The following is a 15,290-nucleotide window of genomic DNA, read 5'->3' as shown; positions in this document are numbered from 1 at the left end:
AATAAAACAAGGATGTTCGTCATGAATCAGTTATCGAGCAAAATCAATATACGTAGTGAAGAGTTTAAAACCAACCAGACTGCCATGCTGCAACTGGTGGATGACCTAAAACAGAAAGTTGAAAAAATTGCTTTGGGTGGCGGCGAAACTGCCCGCCAAAAACATTTAGATCGCGGCAAGCTGTTACCACGTGAACGGATTAATCACCTGATTGATCCAGGAACCGCTTTTCTGGAAATTGGTCAGCTGGCTGCCTATCAGGTGTATCAGGATGATGTGCCTGCCGCAGGTGTGGTCGCTGGTGTTGGTCAGGTCAACGGTCTGACCTGCATGATCATTGCCAATGATGCTACGGTGAAAGGCGGTACTTATTATCCATTAACAGTGAAAAAGCATTTACGTGCCCAGGAAATTGCCGAACAGAACCAGCTAACTTGTATTTATCTGGTGGATTCAGGCGGTGCATATTTGCCTTTACAGGATGAAGTATTTCCAGACCGCGATCACTTCGGCCGTATTTTCTACAATCAGGCACGTATGTCGAGCCAAGGTATCGCCCAGATTGCAGTGGTGATGGGTAGCTGTACTGCAGGCGGTGCTTATGTTCCCGCCATGTCAGATGAAACCATTATTGTCCGCAATCAGGGCACGATCTTCCTCGGCGGCCCTCCTCTGGTTAAGGCAGCTACTGGTGAAGTGGTGTCCAGTGAGGATCTCGGTGGTGGTGATGTGCATACCCGTTTGTCTGGTGTGGCTGATCATCTGGCTGAAAATGATGAACATGCGCTTGCGATTGCCCGCAACATCGTGGCCAACCTGAACAAAAAGCCAAACAAGACCGCAGATGAAATCGAAGCGCCGCTGTTTGACAGTTCGGAACTGTACGGCATTGTGCCGAGTGACGCGCGCAAGCCTTTTGATATCCGTGAAGTGATAGCGCGTATTGTCGATGGCTCACGTTTTGACGAGTTCAAGGCACGTTTCGGCACCACCCTGGTGACCGGTTTTGCCAAGCTCTATGGAATGCCGGTCGGGATTATTGCCAATAATGGCATTCTATTTTCCGAGTCAGCCCAAAAAGGCGCACATTTTATTGAGCTGTGTACCCAGCGCAATATTCCACTGATTTTCCTGCAAAATATTACCGGCTTTATGGTCGGCCGCCAGTATGAAAATGAAGGCATTGCCAAAAATGGTGCCAAACTGGTGATGGCCGTCGCCAATGCCAATGTTCCGAAATTGACCCTGGTCATTGGCGGTTCTTTTGGTGCCGGCAACTACGGCATGTGTGGCCGTGCTTATTCGCCACGCTTTATGTGGACCTGGCCAAACTCGCGTATTTCAGTGATGGGCGGTGAACAGGCATCCAGCGTTTTGTCGACCTTAAAACGTGACCAGATTGAACAGAAAGGTGGCAGCTGGTCAGCAGAAGAAGAAGACCAGTTTAAACAACCAATCCGTGACCAATACGAACGCCAAGGCCACCCTTATTATGCGTCTTCGCGTTTATGGGATGATGGTGTGATTGATCCAGCGCAATCGCGTGAAGTCTTGGCCTTGAGTCTGGCTGCGGCACTGAATGCGCCAATCCAGCCAACCAAATTCGGCGTGTTCCGCATGTAAGGGGTGACAAAATGACATATCAATTTTTACAGCTCGAACAGCAGGATCAGGTCGCGACAGTCTGGATTAACCGTGCCGAACTGCACAATGCTTTTAATACCCAGGTGATTGAAGAACTGAATGCCTGTTTCCGGTCTTTAAATGACCATGATGATGTGCGTGTGGTGATTTTGGCAGGCCGAGGCAAGAGTTTCTCTGCTGGCGCGGATCTGAACTGGATGAAACAGGCAGGTCAGGCATCACAGGCAGACAACGAAGCGGATGCTATCAAACTGGCAAAAATGCTGCAAAGTCTGGCGACCTTAAAACAGCCAACCATTGCCCGGGTACACGGCATTGCCTTTGGTGGCGGCATGGGGCTGGCCTCAGCCTGTGATATTTGTGTGGCCAGTACAGATGCCAAGTTTGCCACTTCCGAGGTTCGCTTAGGTCTGGCACCTTCGACCATCAGCCCTTATGTGATTCGTGCGATTGGTGCCCGTCAGGCCTCACGTTATTTCCTGACCGCCGAGCGGATTACTGCTGAACAGGCCAAAAGCATTGGTCTTGCGCATGAAGTTACTACACCAGAACAGCTCGACAGCAAAATTGATGAAATTGTGGAAGCACTTTTACTGGGTGGTCCTGCTGCACAGAGCGCATCGAAACAGTTGATTCAACTGGTTGACCAACAGGTATTGACCGAAGATTTACTGCTTAAAACAGCACAGCATATTGCCCATATTCGCCAGGGAGATGAGGCGAAAAATGGACTGAATGCATTTTTGAACAAACAAAGCCCGGCTTGGATCAAGACCACGGCATAACAACAAGAAGGATCCTACAATGTTTGAGAAGATTTTAATTGCCAACCGTGGTGAAATTGCCTGCCGTGTGATTCGTACAGCGAAGAAATTAGGAATTGCCACCGTTGCCGTCTATTCCGATGCTGATGCGCAGGCACAACATGTGAAACTGGCCGATGAAGCGATCTATATTGGTGAATCGCCAGCAGCACAAAGTTATTTGCAAATTGATCGCATTATTCAGGCAGCCAAAAACACTGGTGCCCAGGCGATTCACCCCGGTTATGGTTTCCTGTCCGAAAATGACCAGTTTGCCTTGGCCTGTCAGGACAACAATATTGTCTTTATTGGCCCGCCAGTCGATGCCATTCTGGCAATGGGTCTAAAGGCCACCTCTAAAGCGCTGATGGAAAAAGCCGGTGTGCCTCTAACCCCCGGCTATCATGGGACCAATCAGGATGCCGACTTCCTGAAACAGCAGGCAGACAATATTGGCTATCCGGTACTGATCAAGGCCAGTGCCGGCGGTGGCGGTAAAGGCATGCGTCTGGTGGAATGCAGCGAAGATTTTCTTAGCTCGCTTGCTTCATGTAAGAGTGAAGCACGTTCAAGTTTTGGCAATGAAGACGTTCTGATTGAACGTTATGTGATTCAGCCACGTCATATTGAAGTGCAAGTTTTTGGCGATACACATGGCAACTATGTACATCTGTTTGAGCGTGATTGTTCGGTACAACGTCGCCACCAGAAAGTGCTAGAAGAAGCGCCTGCACCAAAAATGCCAGAAGATAAACTGGAAGCGATGCGTCAGGCTGCGATTGATGCCGCTCGTGCAGTGAATTACGTTGGCGCCGGTACGGTAGAGTTTATTGTCGAGCAAGACGGTACGGCCTATTTCATGGAAATGAACACCCGCCTACAGGTTGAACATCCGGTGACTGAAATGATTACCGGACAGGATCTGGTAGAATGGCAACTGCGCGTAGCTTTTGGTGAACCTTTACCGAAGCAGCAGCATGAATTGCAGATTCACGGTCATGCGCTTGAAGCCCGTGTCTATGCTGAAGAGCCGGAAAAAGGTTTTATCCCGGCGATCGGTCAGATCAGCTACCTGCATTATCCGGAGCAAAGTGACTGTGTACGTGTCGATAGCGGTATTGTCGAAGGCGACGAGATCAGCACTTATTATGATCCGATGATTGCCAAACTGATTGTCTGGGGTAAAAATCGTGAAGCAGCCCTAACCCAGATGCACCATGCGCTGGGTCAGTTCCATGTCGATGGTCTGGGTAACAATATTGCTTTTCTAGATCGCCTGGTGCTGTGTGACTCGTTTAAAAATGCACATTTAGATACTGGCCTGATTCAGCGTGAAGAAGAATTTCTGCTCAAACCTTCTGCGGATATCCGTGCCGAACTGGTGGTCAGTGCTGCACTGATTGAGCTACTGGCACGTCAAGCACAGAATCCCGTTCCAAGCAATCCGGTGTGGCAGCAGCAAGCATTCTGGCGCCTGAACCAGCAAAATAGCCATACAGTGCAATTACAACGCAATGGCATCAACCTGAAAGTTCAGTTCCGCACTCAGGATCAAGGCTTTGTCGCCAGCTATAACGGTCAGCAAATTCAAATTCAGGGTCAGCTCGTCGATGCCCATACTTTGGCGTTACAACTGGCGGGTAAACAGCAAAAACTGGCTTTTAGCCAGAATGAGCAAGGCATTACCCTATTCCAGAATGGTCAAAGCTATAAGTTCAATTACCTGAAGTCTGATTTTAATAATCAGGATGAACAAGGCACGGAAAATAACCTGATCGCGCCAATGCCAGGCGTCATTACCCAGGTGCTCGTGGCAGCCAATGACAAAGTCAAAAAAGATGATGTGCTGATGACGCTGGAAGCCATGAAGATCGAATACTCGATTCGCGCACCGCATGACGGCATCATCGCAAGCTCATATTTCCAGAAGGGTGATCAGGTTAAAGCCGGTGATGAACTGGTCGAGTTCCAGCCGCTGGCGGAGGAAGTGGCATGACGGATTTTGTCAAAATCGTAGAAGTCGGGCCACGCGATGGCCTGCAAAATGAAAAAACACCTTTGACATTGGATGACCGAAAAAACCTGATTGTGGACCTGATGAAAACCGGTCTACAGTCCATCGAAGTTGGTTCCTGCGTTTCAGCCAAATGGGTACCGCAAATGGCAGACAGTGATGTGCTCTTTGCCAGCCTACCCCAAGATCCGAATATTCAGTTCAGTCTGCTGACCCCAAATCTGAAAGGTTTTGAATCGGCACTGGCTGTGGGTTGCAAAGAAGTCGCGGTATTTACCGCTGCTTCTGAAAGCTTTACCCGCAAAAACATCAACTGCTCGATTGATGAAAGCTTCGAGAAGTTTGCCGATGTCATGGCAGCAGCCAAAGCCAATGATATTAAGGTACGTGGCTATGTCTCCTGCATGGTGGACTGTCCTTATGAAGGTGCCATTGATCCGAAGCAGGTGGTCAAAGTCACCCAGCGTTTGCTGGAGATGGGCTGCTACGAAGTGTCATTGGGTGAAACCATTGGTACAGCAACACCGGATCGGGTAAGAAATGTCTGGGAGGCTTGTCTGGCTGAACTTGATACTAAAGTTTTGGCGGGACATTTCCATAATACCTACGGCATGGCCATCGCCAATATTTACCAGTCTTTACTTCAAGGCATTCGGGTCTTTGATTCCTCCATTGCCGGCTTAGGTGGCTGCCCTTATGCCAAAGGCGCTTCAGGCAATGTTTCAACTGAAGACCTGTATTACCTGCTCTCGAATATGGGCTTTCAAACCGGTATTCAGCTAGACGCCCTGATGCAGGCCAGCCGTAATATCAGTGAAGTCTTGCAGCGCAACAATCCATCCAATTATGCCAATGCCTATTGGCAAAAAGCCTGTGCTTGAAAATAAACTTGCTTGAGCAAAATGCTCTTAAGCAAACCATAAGGATATAAGCAGCAGATTGAAGTCTGCTACAACAATAATAGAGGTGACAAGATGTCAAACAAGGTTTATGACAGCGCTCAATCCGCCTTAAAGGATGTGGTGCAAGATGGTCATACCCTGGCCGTTGGTGGTTTTGGCCTATGTGGTATTCCGGAAGCTTTGATCGCAGCTTTAAAAGAAACAGGTGCTAAGCAACTCACCTGTATTTCCAACAATGCCGGCGTAGACGGCTTCGGTCTCGGACTTCTGCTGGAAACCAAACAGATTAAAAAAATGATTTCCTCTTATGTCGGTGAAAATAAGGAATTCGAACGTCAATATTTAAATGGCGAACTGGAAGTTGAACTTACTCCACAAGGGACTTTGGCAGAAAAATTACGTGCTGGCGGTGCCGGTATTCCGGCTTTTTATACGGCGACGGGTGTCGGAACCGTGATTGCTGAAGGTAAGGATGAACGTGAATTTAAGGGCAAGAAATATATCCTGGAAGAGTCTTTAATTGCTGATGTCGCCTTGGTTAAAGCCTATAAGGCCGATAAAGCCGGTAACCTGATTTTCCGTAAAACCGCCCAGAACTTTAATCCGGTCTGTGCCATGGCCGGCAAAATTACCATTGCTGAAGTCGAAGAGATTGTCGAAATTGGCGTGCTGGATCCGGACGAAATCCATCTTCCGGGAATTTATGTGAACCGGATAGTCCTGAATGCTCAACCGGAAAAACGTATTGAACAGATGACTTTAAAGGCGGAGGCTTGATCATGGCTTGGACACGTAATGAAATGGCGCAGCGCGCGGCACAAGAGCTTGAAGATGGTTTCTACGTCAATCTAGGGATTGGCCTGCCGACGCTAGTCGCGAACTATATTCCGGAAAATATCAATGTCTGGCTGCAGTCGGAAAATGGCCTGCTGGGGATTGGCGAATTTCCAACCGAGGAGACAGTGGATGCCGACCTGATCAATGCCGGTAAACAGACGGTTACCGCGCGTAAAGGTGCTTCATTTTTCTCAAGTGCCGACTCCTTTGCCATGATCCGTGGCGGTCATGTCAATATTGCCATTCTGGGTGCTATGGAAGTGTCCGAAACTGGTGATCTGGCCAACTGGATGATTCCAGGCAAAAAGGTCAAAGGCATGGGCGGTGCCATGGATCTGGTCGCGGGTGTACAAAAGGTCGTGGTCTTGATGGAACACTGCGCCAAAGATGGTACACCTAAGATAGTTCCAGAATGTAGTCTGCCGCTGACCGGCCAGGCTGTGGTGAACCGGATTATTACCGATCTCGGTGTACTGGATGTTACTCCTGATGGAATTCGACTGGTTGAACTGGCACCAGAGGTCAGTTTTGAAGAGATTCAAAAAGTCACGGGGGTAGCGCTACTACGTAACGCTGCCTGATCCAGCCAGCCCTTAAGAATGAAGCATCTTAAGGGCTTTTTTATATATAGCTGTTTCATTTCAAAATAATAATCGCAGAATAAATGGATTTTAATCATGCAAACTCAACAAAATATTTTGCAGCGCTTCGCCTTGCGCGTCAGCGACTGGTCTGAAAAATGGTTTCCGGATTCTTATATTTTTGCCCTGCTTGGCGTCATCATTGTGGCGATTGCCGCCATCGGAATTGGTGCACCCGCACAGGATGTCGCGATTTCCTTTGGAGACGGCTTCTGGAGCCTGATTCCCTTTACCTTGCAGATGTGCATGCTGATCGTGGTCGGTTATGTGGTTTCCGTATCTAAGCCTGTCCAGCTTCTGATCCAGAAAATGGCGCGCCTGCCACATTCCGGTCGTGGTGCGATTGTCCTGGTCGCCACGGTCAGCCTGTTAATTTCTCTGATTAATTGGGCCATGAGTACTGTACTGACTGCACTCCTAGTGATTGCACTGGCACAGCGTAAAGAGCTTAACATGGATTACCGCGCTGCTGCGGCTGCCGCGATTATCGGGATGGGTGCGACCTGGGCACTGGGCATCAGTTCTTCAGCTGCACAGTTACAGGCCAATAAAAGCAGTCTGCCTGAACCGATTTATAATCTGACGGGCGTGATTCCATTTACCGAAACCATTTTCCTGCCGCAATCCATGATCATGACGGCGGTACTGATTGTAGCTTCAATTGCGATTGCTTACTGGTCAGCACCTAAAGGGTCTGACATTAAAACCATTGAGCACTTCCCGATTCAGATTGAAGAAGAAAAACCGGAAGTATCTGCCGAAAAAAGACCGGGGGATTGGCTGGAAAATTCACCCATTTTAAGCATTCTGATTGTGATTCTGGGCGCAGTCTGGATGTTTAACGAATTTTCCAAAAGCAATCCGATTCTGGCCATTTCCAGCTTAAATACCTATAACTTTATCTTCCTGATTTTGGGCGTGGCCTTACACGGTACACCGCGAAATTTCCTGAATGCGGTATCCAAAGCCGTACCCGCCATTTCTGGGGTACTGATCCAGTTTCCGCTGTATGGCAGTATTGCCTTTATGATGACCAATGCGCTAAACCCGGCCGATCTGTCATTGTCACATTACATTGCCGAGTTCTTTGTTTCCATTGCCTCGCAGGAAACCTTTGCCATTGTGATGGGCTTATATTCGGCGATTCTGGGTTTCTTTATTCCTTCTGGCGGAGGGAAATGGATTATCGAAGCGCCCTATGTGATGCAGGCTGCGCATGACCTGAAAGTGCATCTGGGCTGGTCGGTACAGATTTATAATGCGGCAGAAGCCTTGCCGAATCTGATTAATCCATTCTTTATGCTTCCGATGTTGGGTATCCTGAAATTAAAAGCCAAAGATGTGATTGGATTTACGGTGACCCAGCTGATTTTCCATCTGCCTTTGGTACTGTTCCTGCTGTGGTTCCTTGGTCGGACATTGACTTATAGCCCGCCGGTATTTTCTTAATTTAAGATAATAAAAAAGGACGAAAATTCGTCCTTTTTTATTTAGGCCGCTCTCTTAATTTCCTGTCTTCTCAACTACACCTTCATCATCTACTTCACGTACAATTCCCGTTTCGGTATTCACGACCTCAAAGGTCACGCGACGATTCTGAAACTGTCCGGCAGGTGTGGCATTGGGTTCAACCGGCTGATCCTCTCCCATGCCAACTGCCTGTAACTGTGCAGGATTGACCCCTTTTCCAACGAGATAACTGGTAATCGCTTGAGCTCGTTGCACAGACAGCACCTTATTTTCTGCTTCACTACCCTGAGCATCGGCATGTCCTGTAACCTTCAGAATGACATGCGGTGCTCGTTGCAATAATGCAGCAGCCTGATCCAGCACCAATTTATTGACCTCGGGAACTTCAGTCGATGCCGTATCAAAATTAATGATCTGTAAATTCAGTGCAGTCGCCACATCCAGCGCTTTAACATTATCGGTCTTGATACTGGCCAAGGCTTGTTCTGCCTCACTATTGGCGGTATTAATCACGTCACTTCTATTGAGCGGCTGCTGGGTCACCACTGTGACATTTTTGGCCAGACTACGAATTTGTGCTGCCAGACGCTCGGCCTCTGCATTGGTTGCTGCACGCACTGAAACCTGATTGCCAATCCAGTCAAGTGACACATTTGGCATTCCCTGCATTGTTCTCAACACAGTCGGAATAGTATCCTGATCAATAAATTCTGAATGATAAACCTCACTGCTCAGCGCCCCACAACCAATATTATAATTAAAGATCTGTTTGATCTCGTTTTGCAAAATTTCCATATACTGCGGATTATTCAGCTGTAATTGACAACTGACAATTTCGCCATTACTGCCTGTACTTAATCGCAAGGATGCAGGCTGAGCTGCAGCAACTTCACTGGTCGCTTGGGTATTTGAATCTTCAACATCATCCTGCATGCAGCTACGAACCAAAAACAGGATCAAACCCGCCAGGATCAGAAAAATAATAAACGGCCATAAAAAGCCGGTTTTTCTTTCTTCCTGAACAATGATGGTCTGCTCCGCCAATACAGGCTCCTGATTTAAATTTTGCCCTGCCAAGGGTGAAACTCCTAGCGCTGCCAGAATAGGTCCAGCCCAAACGGGTAATGCGCGCTGAATCGAATCGGCGTGGGTTTCCAGCAAATGGCTAATCGCTTCCGGACTTGAAGCACCCGCTTCGGTCTGTAAAAAATTCATAGTCGGTACAATTGACCGGTTCAAGGTATGCTCTATTTCATCTTGTGGCGCGCTCTGATCCACTTGATCCAGAAACTGCTGCTTGAGTGCCGGATTTGCATTGAATAATTCATGAATTTTTGGATTAAGTTGCTGACCAAGATTCTCAATCCAGGCGGGACGTGCACGCAATATACTTAAAAATATGGGATGGAATTGAGCCAAAGCTTGATCTTTGGCAAATAAATGCTCGGTTTCACCTTGAAGCACAATCGCCGTAACATCGCTTTTTAAGCGTTCTATAAAGTCTATATTCATAATCGTCACCATTCTTTTGATTTTTCTAATGTTTAATATTTAATCAGTGTAACGATCCCCATTTTTTGAAAATGTAAATAATTGTATGAATATCATAAAGTTTCACTGTTTTTGTTGAGTACTCATTTTACCAACACAAAATTTAAAAAATAAAAAAAGCCAGTCGAAGCTGACTTTTATAAAATTGGGATCATTTAAGCAGCAAAAGTTTGAACCACTTTACCCAGCACTTTTTGATTAATGAGCGGGGTATTTTTACCTTGTGACACGATGCTTTCTTTATTCAGGGTCCATTCCAGTTCCGGATCTAGCAGCACCCAGCCTGATTCATTTATCCATCGATCTGCCATTTGTGCAACACGAGCCGGAGCTAGGGTCACTTTTTCCACCCATTCCAGTGGAGTCAACAACCCCTCACGAATCAGTTGCAGACCAAAAGGCACATAGGTATCAAAAGCAGTGAAACCTGGCTGCGTTTCAGCAAACGGCGCCATTTTCGCAGAGCTGCTTAGCGGTTCATGATGAGTACAAATCGCATCAATCACACCTGATTTTACACCCTGACGCAGTAATTCTTTGTCCTGTTCAGAACGAAGCGGTGGACGCACATGTGCAAGAGAGTTAAATCCATCAATCAAATGATCAGTTAAATGTAACTGATGCATGGCCACATCACAGGTCACCGGTAAGCCTTTTTCCTTGGCAATACGGATCAATTCCACCGAAGCACCACAAGACAACAGACCAAAGTGTGCTCGTACTTTGGTTGATTCAATCATCAACAGATATTTGGCAATCGCCACGGTTTCAGCCAGTGCCGGAATCATCGGCAAGCCCTGACGTGATGCAATAAACCCTTCATGCACACAGCCGTCTTTGGCAATTTGTGGTTCTTCCGCATAGAACACCACCGTCAGGTCTAAGCCTGCAGCATATTCAAGGGTACGCAGTACCACATCATCATTGGCAAACGGCGCACTGGCATTGGAAACCGCAGTACAACCGCCCTTTTTCAAGCCCGCCATATTTGCCGGTTGTTGACCATTTAAGCCTTGGGTTTGCGCACCAATCACTTGAAGATAGATCCCACCATCCAGCATGGCTTTTTCGACCAGACCGTGAATCAGCGCACCATTATCTTGTACGATTGGCTTTGAATCGGGTGGCGTAAATACGTGCAAAATGCCATTTTCACGTGCCGCTTTTCCTTCAGACTTAAGCGTACCGTGTTGCTGTTGACCCGGTTCACGTAAACGCGCACACAAATCGACCATGGTTGGCATTAACCATTTGCCTTGACCATCAATCGTTTCAGAGACGTCTGCTGTTTCTGCAACGAATTTTCCATTTTCCAGATACACGGTCTGGATAGAATTAGTGTTTTGGATGGGATCAAGAACACGGACATTTTCAATTTTTACAATAGTCATGACTTATTCCTTAACCCGCAATCGCTTCAATCAAACCTTGTTCTTGTAACTGACCTTGCATCGATAAAGCCAACACCGCCATACGCACGGCAATACCATTGGTCACCTGCTTCAAAATCACAGATTGCGGACCATCCGCAATACTTGAGTCGATTTCAACGCCGCGGTTCATTGGTCCCGGATGCATCACGATACAATCCGGTTTGGCCATGGCAAGACGTTCTTTATTCAAGCCATACATTTTGTAGAACTCTGCTTGCGAGGCAAGTGCCGGAGAATCAATACGCTCGTTCTGAATACGTAAGGTAATGATCACGTCGCAGTCTTTGATGCCGTCTTCCATATTGTTAAATAGACGAACACCATCGCCATATTCTTCAAAACCCAATGGCAGCAAGGTATTCGGTGCAATCACCCGGATATCCTGGCAACCTAAAGTTTGCAAGGCAGCCACATCTGAACGCGCGACACGTGAATGCTTGATATCGCCAATAATGGCAATCGACATTTCTTCGAATTTTTTCTTGGTTTCACGGCGAATGGTCAGCATGTCCAGCATCGCTTGAGTCGGATGCGCATGACGGCCATCACCGGCATTAATAATTGCCACGGTTGGACAAACATCTTTGGCAATAAAATGCGCTGCCCCTGAAGATGAATGACGTACCACGAAAATATCGGCCGCCATGGCTTCCAGATTCCATAAGGTGTCACGCAGGGTTTCACCTTTAGAAGTACTCGAACGGGCAATATCGATATTGAGAACATTGGCAGAAAGGCGCTTGGCAGCGGCTTCAAAGGTGGTACGGGTACGGGTAGAATTTTCGAAGAACAGGTTCATCACTGTTTTGCCTTCAAGCAAATTATTGGTGATCAGCTGATTTTGGTCATTAAAAAAGGACTGTGCAGTGTCCAATATTTTTGTCAGGGTTTCTTTAGAAAGACCTTCGATGGTCAAGAAGTGTTTTAGATTACCTTCTTTATTGAGTTGAATCTGGCTCGGTGTATGCAATGCCGCCAAGTGCATGAGAGATTCCTTATGCGTTAAGTCAACATATTATACAGAGATTGGCGAATTTTTATAGTTGGCCACGCTGCTACTTGTACAAAAAGCATCTGAACAATAAAAATAAAAAATTAGATTCCTTTGTATTTTTTCAATAAGATAATTTAACCCGATTTGCATCTTGCTGATTTTAAGTACAAAACCAACGGGCGCTTCAGTCTGGAGCATTCACACCCATCTCAGGTTTAACGCAGTGCACCAATATACCGATGTGACACCTGTGCACGATAGATATCGTCTTCATCCGGTTCGACCGAGATCAGCCCTTCCTGCTGGATCGGGTGTGCAGATTCTGTTGGTGAATCTTGTGCTGTTTCAGAAATCTCCAGTACCATTTTGAGGCGCTGGATCAGATGATTCAAATCTGGATCCTGGGTTTGCTCTGCCAGTTGAATCACATGCCGGGCATAATCCAGGTTCTCTGCCAGATAAATTGCATCAATTACCCGACCGGTAACCCGTCGTAAACGTGCATAAATTAAAGTGGCCACTGAAAAAGCGTCATGGTTGCGTAACTGATTCTCTAACATCTTAACCCCCATTATAAAATTGAAAAATCAGGCAGCCATCGCTCCCCATCGACTGACCGCCTGATTTGCCATGTATAGAGCAAAATGCGTACCAGTTCCTCAATTTATAGTGTGAATATTATTTTTCTCTATCACATGCCACGGCCTTTCAGAGAATTTCAAAAGCTTTCAATATAAAAATACGGTAAACTTAGCGCAGTTTTTTATTTATCTTTTTTGGTCTCTCTATTATATGAATACCTCTCCACGTTTAAGCAATTATTGGGTCACCTGTGCCGATGGTCTGGAAACCTTATTAGAAGAAGAAATACAAGGCTTAGGTGTTCAGAATATTGAGCGTTTTCCGGGCCGTTTAACCTTTAAAGGTACACTGGAAAATGCTTATCGTATCTGCATGTGGTCACGTCTGGCTTCACGTGTCTTGATGCCGATCCACACGCATGAAATTGAATTTTCTCATGATGCCCGTGATGTGGCAGAAGAACTCTATGAAGGGGCTCTCAGCTTTGACTGGTCGCTGATTTTTGCACCACAAAGTACCTTTGCGATTCGTTTGCATGTCGAACGTGATATCAAGGTCAATACCCAGTTTGCGACTTTACGTGCCAAAGATGGTGTCGTAGATTCCTTTATGGAAGCGGTAGGCAAACGTCCAAGCATTGACACCAAACAGCCAGAAATCACCATGTATATTCTGGCAGGCAAGAAAGAACATACTTACTGCCTCGACCTGTCTGGTGACTCTTTGCATAAACGCGGTTATCGCCGTTTCATGACTGATGCACCGATTAAGGAAAACCTGGCTGCTGCGATTCTGCAAAAAGGCCAGCTTAAACAGATTAATCCGGACATCATTGTCGATCCAATGTGTGGTTCAGGTACCTTTATTATTGAATCCCTAATGATTTTGACCGACCGTGCACCGGGTCTGGTCCGTCGTTTCGGTTTTAATGGCTGGAATGGCCATGACCATGAACTGTGGATGAGCATCAAGGCCGAAGCTGCTGAACGTCATCAAGCGGCAATGGAAAATCCATTACCACAATTCTATGCTTTCGATGCGGACTGGGAAGCGGTTAAAGCCACCAGACAAAATATTATCGCGGCGGGTTTTGAAGCTGCTCTCGACAATATCATGATCGAAGAACGGACTTTAAATGACTGGCCTGATTTCCATGCAGAAGGCAAGAAAGTATTCTTCGTGACCAACCCGCCATATGGCGAACGTCTCGGCGATAAAGCGCAAAACCGTTCTTTATACCTGGGTTTATCGGCTTTATTGCAAAAGAATTTCCCGAATCAAAAAGCGGCTGTGATTGCCTCCCAAGTGGAACAGGCCGATGTGCTGGCCTTTAATGATCCGCAAATCCTGCGTTTGATGAATGGTAAATTGCCGATCTATATCCGCTTCGGTACGGTTAAACCGGCCGCAGTGGTACGTCCATTCCTAGAAAGCTGGCAGCCTCAGCAGTTTGAACCGATTGAAGGTGCGATGGAGTTTGCCAACCGTCTGACCAAAAATATGCAAGCTCTAAAAAAATGGGCAGTCAAGGAACAGATCCATTGTTTACGTCTCTATGATGCAGATTTACCTGATTTTAACGTCGCAGTAGATCTGTATGGCGAGCGTTTGCATGTACAAGAATATGCGCCACCTAAAACTATTGATCCGGAAAAAGCCAAAAAACGTTTCAACCTGGCCTTACAGGCCATTCGTGCCGTGACCGGTTTGGGCCGTGATGCGATCTTTATCAAGACCCGTGCACGTCAGGAAGGTAAAAACCAGTACACCAAACAAAGTACAGCATCCAAGCGTTTTATCGTTCAGGAAGGTCAAGCCAAGATTCTGGTCAACCTGACCGATTATCTGGATACCGGTCTGTTTCTGGATCACCGTCAAATGCGTTTACGTATTGCACGTGAAGCAAAAGGTAAACACTTCCTGAACCTGTACAGCTATACCTCAACGGCAAGTTTACATGCTGCTTTGGGTGGTGCTGCAAGTACAACCAGCGTCGATCTGTCGAATACTTATTTGAACTGGTCTAAAGAAAATTTTGTTCTGAACGGCTTAACCGTGGATCATGCGGATGAACAGCATCAGTTCTTTGCCTCTGACTGTTTCGAATGGCTAAAAGAAGGTCATGAGCAATATGAGCTGATCTTTATCGACCCACCAACCTTCTCAAACTCGAAGAAATTCTACGGGACCTTTGACGTACAGCGCGACCATTTGTCCCTGTTAAAACGTGCGATGAACCGCTTAACCACTGATGGTACCTTGTATTTCTCAAATAACTATCGTGGTTTTGAGATGGATGAAGAAATTCTGGCCTTCTTTGATGTTGAAGAAATTACCCAGGAAACCATTGGACCTGACTTCAAGCGGAATCAAAAGATTCACCGTGCCTGGAAAATCCGTCATCCGCAAGTGTAATTTG

Annotated in this window: 12 protein-coding genes; 8 read left to right on the top strand and 4 right to left on the bottom strand. The window is 46.7% G+C overall.

What is annotated here, in order from left to right:
- The first annotated feature begins 21 nt into the window (after positions 1–21).
- From ACP7AK_RS00670 to ACP7AK_RS00640, 7 genes are all read left to right on the top strand, one after another.
- On the top strand, positions 22–1,623 hold the full coding sequence (locus ACP7AK_RS00670) for a carboxyl transferase domain-containing protein (RefSeq protein ID WP_425878031.1): 1,602 nt from the start codon (positions 22–24) through the stop codon (positions 1,621–1,623).
- A gap of 11 nt (positions 1,624–1,634) precedes the next feature.
- A complete protein-coding gene (locus tag ACP7AK_RS00665) occupies positions 1,635–2,429 on the top strand; it encodes an enoyl-CoA hydratase/isomerase family protein (protein WP_425878029.1) in 795 nt (264 codons plus the stop codon).
- Between the two features lie 19 nt (positions 2,430–2,448).
- A complete protein-coding gene (locus ACP7AK_RS00660) occupies positions 2,449–4,443 on the top strand; it encodes an acetyl/propionyl/methylcrotonyl-CoA carboxylase subunit alpha (RefSeq protein WP_425878027.1) in 1,995 nt (664 codons plus the stop codon).
- On the top strand, positions 4,440–5,342 hold the full coding sequence (locus ACP7AK_RS00655) for a hydroxymethylglutaryl-CoA lyase (RefSeq protein WP_425878025.1): 903 nt from the start codon (positions 4,440–4,442) through the stop codon (positions 5,340–5,342). Before ACP7AK_RS00660 ends, ACP7AK_RS00655 begins: the two co-directional genes overlap by 4 nt.
- Before the next feature lie 93 nt (positions 5,343–5,435).
- Positions 5,436–6,140, top strand: a complete 705-nt coding sequence (locus tag ACP7AK_RS00650) for a CoA transferase subunit A (RefSeq protein WP_425878023.1) — start codon at positions 5,436–5,438, stop codon at positions 6,138–6,140.
- A gap of 2 nt (positions 6,141–6,142) precedes the next feature.
- Positions 6,143–6,781 carry a CoA transferase subunit B gene (locus ACP7AK_RS00645; RefSeq protein ID WP_004646586.1) on the top strand — a complete coding sequence of 213 codons (639 nt, stop codon included), beginning with the start codon at positions 6,143–6,145 and terminating at the stop codon, positions 6,779–6,781.
- Between the two features lie 96 nt (positions 6,782–6,877).
- Positions 6,878–8,290: a short-chain fatty acid transporter gene (locus ACP7AK_RS00640; RefSeq protein WP_004646585.1), complete on the top strand. Its 1,413-nt coding sequence runs from the start codon at positions 6,878–6,880 to the stop codon at positions 8,288–8,290.
- A gap of 54 nt (positions 8,291–8,344) precedes the next feature.
- On the opposite strand, the gene ACP7AK_RS00635 is transcribed toward ACP7AK_RS00640, so the two are convergent.
- The 4 genes from ACP7AK_RS00635 to ACP7AK_RS00620 all read right to left on the bottom strand — a co-directional run bounded on the left by ACP7AK_RS00635 (position 8,345) and on the right by ACP7AK_RS00620 (position 12,849).
- On the bottom strand, positions 8,345–9,835 hold the full coding sequence (locus ACP7AK_RS00635) for an OmpA family protein (protein WP_425878018.1): 1,491 nt from the start codon (positions 9,833–9,835) through the stop codon (positions 8,345–8,347).
- A 182-nt stretch (positions 9,836–10,017) separates the two neighbouring features.
- Positions 10,018–11,253 (bottom strand): dihydroorotase, encoded by a 1,236-nt coding sequence (locus ACP7AK_RS00630; protein WP_004280133.1) that lies wholly within the window; start codon positions 11,251–11,253, stop codon positions 10,018–10,020.
- A gap of 10 nt (positions 11,254–11,263) precedes the next feature.
- Positions 11,264–12,280, bottom strand: coding sequence for an aspartate carbamoyltransferase catalytic subunit (locus tag ACP7AK_RS00625; RefSeq protein ID WP_004730000.1), 1,017 nt, complete (start codon positions 12,278–12,280; stop codon positions 11,264–11,266).
- Positions 12,281–12,504: 224 nt separating this feature from the next.
- Positions 12,505–12,849, bottom strand: coding sequence for a hypothetical protein (locus ACP7AK_RS00620; RefSeq protein ID WP_425878015.1), 345 nt, complete (start codon positions 12,847–12,849; stop codon positions 12,505–12,507).
- Positions 12,850–13,081: 232 nt separating this feature from the next.
- Here ACP7AK_RS00620 and rlmKL point away from each other — a divergent pair, with 232 nt between their 5' ends.
- Positions 13,082–15,286 carry a bifunctional 23S rRNA (guanine(2069)-N(7))-methyltransferase RlmK/23S rRNA (guanine(2445)-N(2))-methyltransferase RlmL gene (gene rlmKL, locus ACP7AK_RS00615; RefSeq protein WP_071850358.1) on the top strand — a complete coding sequence of 735 codons (2,205 nt, stop codon included), beginning with the start codon at positions 13,082–13,084 and terminating at the stop codon, positions 15,284–15,286.
- Positions 15,287–15,290 lie beyond the last annotated feature (4 nt).

The sequence above is a fragment of the Acinetobacter sp. TWP2-2-3 genome (assembly GCF_049896445.1).
In the GTDB taxonomy this organism is placed as follows: Bacteria; Pseudomonadota; Gammaproteobacteria; order Pseudomonadales; family Moraxellaceae; genus Acinetobacter.
Note: the sequence above shows the minus strand (reverse complement) of the source record. Positions and strands in the feature narration are given on the sequence as shown.